The organism is uncultured Dialister sp. (genome assembly GCA_900314595.1).
Lineage (GTDB): Bacteria > Bacillota > Negativicutes > Veillonellales > Dialisteraceae > Dialister.
Genome location: OMVW01000070.1, coordinates 1 through 4,931, shown reverse-complemented (window position 1 = coordinate 4,931; position 4,931 = coordinate 1). Strand labels below are relative to the sequence as shown.

Genomic DNA, 4,931 nt, shown 5'->3' with positions numbered 1-4,931 from the left:
CACCCGCCTTCACTTCGTTCAGGCACCCTCCCAACTCCTGGGAGGGCCTGGACGATAGCGACTTGAAAGGAAGTAGACGATATCGATGAGATTCTTTCGGCCGGATTTCTGACATCCAAAGGAGAACGCTGCGCTCACTCCGCTCTCCGCGCGGGGCCGGGAATACACTCATTCTCTCGTGCAAGGATTCAGCTGCCCGTAAGGCCGGGAATACAGGTTCCTGCCGCTCAAGTAGAGCCACCGCCTGCGTATAATCACTTTCAGCACACTTGAGAGCCAAAGGCACCATATATAATTGCGCCCGCCAGGGCGCCACCTTCACTTCCCACTTACCACTTATCACTTACCACTATTATTTCCAACGAAAAGAGCCGGCTGCGCAGCCGGCTCTTATTTCTATTCACTACATACCAAACTCTCAATAATCCCGGAGTGCTCTTTTCAGGATCTTCCCTGTGGCATTCTTCGGAAGGGCGGTCATGGGGACGAAGCGCCGGGGGATTTTGTAGCCGGCGATGTTTTTGGACATGTGTTTCCTGATTTTTGCTTCGTCGAAGGGATATCCTTCTTTCATGACCACGTAGGCCCAGGCGGACTGGCCGCGGAGTTCATCGGGATGGCCGACGACGGCACATTCTGCGACTCCTTCGACTTCGTAGATGCAGTCTTCCACTTCACCGGGGTAGATATTTTCCCCGTTGACGATGATGAGGTCTTTGATACGGTCTACGATATAAATATATTGATCATCGTCCATGTAGGCCAGGTCTCCTGTATGGAGCCAGCCGTCTTTATCGATGACTTTGGCTGTTTCTTCCGGTTTATGCCAGTAGCCTTTCATTACATTGCTGCCGCGTACGAGGAGTTCGCCCACGGTGCCTGATGTATAAGGACCACCTTTTTCGGTGAGGATTTTTGTTTCCACCCCGGGAAGCGACGGCCCGCTGGTGAGGTATTTCGGCTTGGCACTGGGAAGGATGCAGACGACCGGGGACGCCTCGGTGAGTCCATAACCTTCCTGCACGGGATGGCGGAAACGGACGTAGAAGGCCTGAGATACGGGCTGGGGAAGGGAAGCGCCGCCGGAAATGAAGGTATGGACGGTCTTCATGACAGAAGGATCGCCCCGACGGGCAAGAAGATTGTACATGGGCGGCACCATAATTGCGATGGTGATTCCATGCTGCACGATGGTATTGATGATTTCAGAAGGACTTTTTGAACGGAGAATGACGATGGTGGAATGGGCGAAAAGGCTGGCATTGACCACGGTGGTCAGTCCATAGCAGTGGAACATAGGGAGCACACAGAGGACTTTGTCTTCCGGTTTGAAAGTAATTCTGGAAATAAACTGCTCCACATTTTCCACGAGATTTCTATGAGTCAGCATGGCGCCCTTCGGGCTGCCGGTGGTGCCGGAGGTGTAGACCAGGGCACATACGTCGTCCACGGAAATATCTTTCGGGAAATCCGGCGCTTCTTCCGCTTTATCCTCTTCTGCCTGGAAATCCAGGTCGTGAATATCGATAGACGGGCAGGATACGGTCATGGCCGTATCGGTGATGAGGAGGGCAGAACCGGAGTCTCTCAGGATGTAATCCACTTCCCGGTCCACGAGAGAGCAGTTCACCGGGATGATGATGGCCCCCAGGGATACCACGGAAAGATAGACGTAAACGAATTCCGCCCGGTTGGAGGAGTAGAGCGCCACCCTGTCCCCCTGACGGATTCCCATTTCATAAAGTTTATTCCGGTACTTCCTGATCCATTCGACCAGCTGCCCGTAAGTCACATTGGCTTCGCCTTCAAAGACAAGATGAGAAGGGTTTGCACCTTTGATGATTTCGTGTAAAAACATACAATAACCTCACTTATTTGAACGTATATTTAATTTATTGTATCAAATATTTCCATATGTTTCAATGTTTCTGGTACGGGATGGGGTTTTAGATTCAAGAAATAGTATCATAAGCCGTTGATTGTTTATCGTTTTCGTGATTCGTGATCCGTGTTTCGTAGTTCGTGGCGTGTGCCGCTGATGCGGCACAAATATATATGGGGACTTCTCCCGGACGAGGATTAAAATACCCGTTTTCAGTTTCTGACAATATTGAGAGCCGAAGGCCGTGCGCGAAGCGCACTATATAAAATTGGCTGGCGAATACCAGCCATATCCTTCACGAATCACGATTCACGAGCCACGAATCACGATCAGCACTGATAGAGCCAGCCCATTTGCGTTATAATATAATAAAAATAAAAGAAAGGGGTCTTTTTATGAATATCAGAAAAATCACCATTGCCGGGGCAGGCACCATGGGGTATTCCATGGCAGAAATATTTGCAAGGGACGGATATGACGTGATCCTCTGGAACCACCGCCGGCCTACGCTGGAGAAGGCAAGGAGTCTCATCGATCCTTCCGTCGTTCCGAAAATCGCCTTTGTCACGGACATGGCAGCTTTCAAAAACAGGGATCTCATCATCGAGACCATTGTGGAAAATCTGGGCATCAAGCAGACCTTCCTCGCCTCCATTTCATCTCTTGCCAGAGACGATACCCTCATTGCCTCCAACACTTCCGGCCTTTCCATCAACCGCCTGTCGGCAGCGGTGAAGAAACCGGAACGGTTCATCGGCATGCACTGGTTCAATCCGCCTACCCTGATTCCCCTCATCGAAATCATCAAGAGCAATCAGACTTCAGACGTTACAGCCAGAGCCATTTACGACCTTGCCCTGGCCATTCATAAAAAACCGGCAGTCCTTGAAAAAGACGTGCCCGGCTTTGCAGGAAACCGCCTCCAGCTGGCAGTCATCCGCGAAGCCTGCCACATGGTGGAAGAAGGAGTCATCAGCCCCGAAGGCATCGATGCAGTCATGAAATACGGCATCGGATTCCGCTGGGCCTGCCTGGGACCCATGGAAACCATGGACTTTGGCGGAATCGATATCTTCACCCACATCAGCGAATACCTCATGCAGGACCTGGCCAACGGAAAAGGCGTGCCGAAGCTTCTGGAAGAAAAATTCGAAAAAGGCGAACTCGGCGTCAAGACAGGCAAAGGCTTCTACGACTACTCCGGGGACAAGGCGAAAAAAGCGACCGAAGAAAGGGATAAGAAGCTGAAAGCTATTTATGAAGCGCTGTATAAGTAAGAGTGGTCAGTGTGAAGTGATAAGTGGTAAGTGATGGTGGTCCGCATCAGAATGGACGCGGGACATTGATGAAATATCTGTACAAAGCGGATTTTATGCTATCATAAGTACAGGCAAAAGGAAATGATATTTCCATGTGAATACAGAAAAACCACGGAGTGCGCGTCCGTGGTTTTTTTGTGCTTACAATACAGCCTTATTTCTTATCATCAATTAAAAATGCAGCGCCTTTCTTTCGCGCTGCACCTTTACTAACAATTAAAAACTAACAACTTTTACCCTATGGCATCTCTGCATCTGGACAGGATTTTCCCGAAAATCCATGCCGTAGCGGCTGTGAAAACCATGCCGGGAGCGGCAGCGATGAGCATGAGGGTGAGCCCTTTTCCGAGGAGGAAGTACATGGCCACCCGGGCCAGCGAGGTGCCGATGGGTCCGGAGAAGATGTAGAAGGGTTTATTGGAGCCCGAGATGAGCCAGAAAGCGCCCACCCCGAGGCGGAAAGTCATCTGGATGGCTACGTTTAATAAGGTGGCTGTCCCCAGGGATAATCCGATGAGAGAGGCGAGGACTCCGGCAATGATGTATTTCTTGAAGCCGAATACCCCGCAGATGGCTACCGCAATGGGCGCGGAAAGCTGGAACTCCGTCCCCGGGACGATTCCCGGAATGCGGAAAGTACCGGAAACTGCAATGAGTACGGCCAGAAGGGCGGTAATCGCGCAATCCCCGGCAAGGGCCCGGTCGCCCGGGAGGGTCGTTGATTTGTCCATGATGGCTCCTTTGGGAAATATAGTATAACTTAGACCTGCAAAATTCGGAAAAACTTTTGATGCGGGAATATCGGGAATCGGGAATTATTTCGGGAATCCCGGGAAGGCGGCGCCCTGCGGGCGCCATTTTATAGTTTGCCTTCGGCTCTCATCGATCGCGGGTACCTTTCGTCAGTTAGTCCCACATGTGCCTCAAAACGTACTCGAGCAGGCTTCCCCCTCGGGGAAGCTGGCCCGAAGGGCCTGAAAGGACAGGGGACGGAATCCCGGCGGCCAGAGGCCGCCTTTTTCTTCAGCGCCCTCTCACCGCTGTCGCGGTGTTCCCGAGGGAGAGCCTACTCGCTTACCGATTTTCTCATTTGTACCGGGTACATTTTATCAATCAGTCTCATATGTGCCTTGTGCCGAACCCTGTGCTTGTACCTTTTTTACTCATTTTCGACTTGTGCCTGCTTGACATCCCCCCACCGCTTCGCGGAGCCCCCCCGCACTTCGGGGGGCTCGCTTTTGCCGATAAAGTCATTTGTCCTGAGTACCTTTTCGTCAATTAGCCTCATTTGTGCCTGGCAGCCGAGGTACGACCCCTCAGTCTGCTTCGCAGACAGCTCCCCAAGCCTGGGGAGCCTTGAACGTTTCGACTTGTACGGGCTTTTCATGCACGTCTGCGTACATTCCCCATACATACTCGCGGCCATCAGGCCGCCACCTTCCCGACAGCCCCGATACTCCCGATACTCCCGATACCCCCGATTCAAAAGTCAATCGACGATATAGTTTCCTTCCTGCGGGAAGGCTTTTTCGGGGGGCTCGCTTTTACCGATAGAGTCAATTGTCCCAAGTACCTTTTCGTCAATTAGCCTCATATGTGCCTGGCAGCCGAGGTACGACCCCTCAGTCTGACGCAGACAGCTCCCCAATTACACATATCGGCGCCGTTGCCACCGTAAATAAAACCGGTGGGAGTTCAATTTTTCTGTATAATTGGGTTAGCGGCAGAAA

General features: G+C 51.7%; 3 protein-coding genes. 1 reads left to right on the top strand and 2 read right to left on the bottom strand.

The window, feature by feature from the left end; all coding sequences use genetic code 11:
- Positions 1 to 418: 418 nt before the first annotated feature.
- Positions 419 to 1,858 (bottom strand): class I adenylate-forming enzyme family protein, encoded by a 1,440-nt coding sequence (locus QZN42_RS09930; protein WP_296957252.1) that lies wholly within the window; start codon positions 1,856 to 1,858, stop codon positions 419 to 421.
- A gap of 419 nt (positions 1,859 to 2,277) precedes the next feature.
- Between QZN42_RS09930 and QZN42_RS09925 the strand changes: the two genes are divergently transcribed.
- Complete coding sequence (locus tag QZN42_RS09925) at positions 2,278 to 3,159, top strand: 3-hydroxyacyl-CoA dehydrogenase family protein (RefSeq protein ID WP_296957250.1); 882 nt, start codon at positions 2,278 to 2,280, stop codon at positions 3,157 to 3,159.
- A gap of 275 nt (positions 3,160 to 3,434) precedes the next feature.
- On the opposite strand, the gene QZN42_RS09920 is transcribed toward QZN42_RS09925, so the two are convergent.
- Positions 3,435 to 3,932, bottom strand: a complete 498-nt coding sequence (locus QZN42_RS09920; RefSeq protein ID WP_296957247.1) for a hypothetical protein — start codon at positions 3,930 to 3,932, stop codon at positions 3,435 to 3,437.
- Between the last annotated feature and the right edge of the window lie 999 nt (positions 3,933 to 4,931).